Here is a 296-nt window from a genome sequence, read left to right on the forward strand (position 1 = left end):
GGTCCGTAGACATTATGCGGTATTAGCAGTCGTTTCCAACTGTTGTCCCCCACCTCAAGGCATGTTCCCAAGCATTACTCACCCGTCCGCCGCTCGTCAGCAAAGTAGCAAGCTACTTTCTGTTACCGCTCGACTTGCATGTGTTAGGCCTGCCGCCAGCGTTCAATCTGAGCCATGATCAAACTCTTCAATTAAAAAGTTTTATGTCTTTCGACAGCTCAATGAATTCTGAATTTTTTAATATCTTTCGATATTGAATTGACTGTGCCGAATAATTATCGAAATAACTATTCTGT

General features: G+C 42.9%; 1 rRNA gene. It reads right to left on the reverse strand.

The features are described from left to right. Nucleotides 1–194, reverse strand: a 16S ribosomal RNA gene (locus AAEY83_RS13875); the annotation flags it as partial. Nucleotides 195–296: the final 102 nt, after the last annotated feature.

Source organism: Psychrobacter sp. TB20-MNA-CIBAN-0197, assembly GCF_040309765.1.
GTDB lineage: Bacteria > Pseudomonadota > Gammaproteobacteria > Pseudomonadales > Moraxellaceae > Psychrobacter > Psychrobacter submarinus.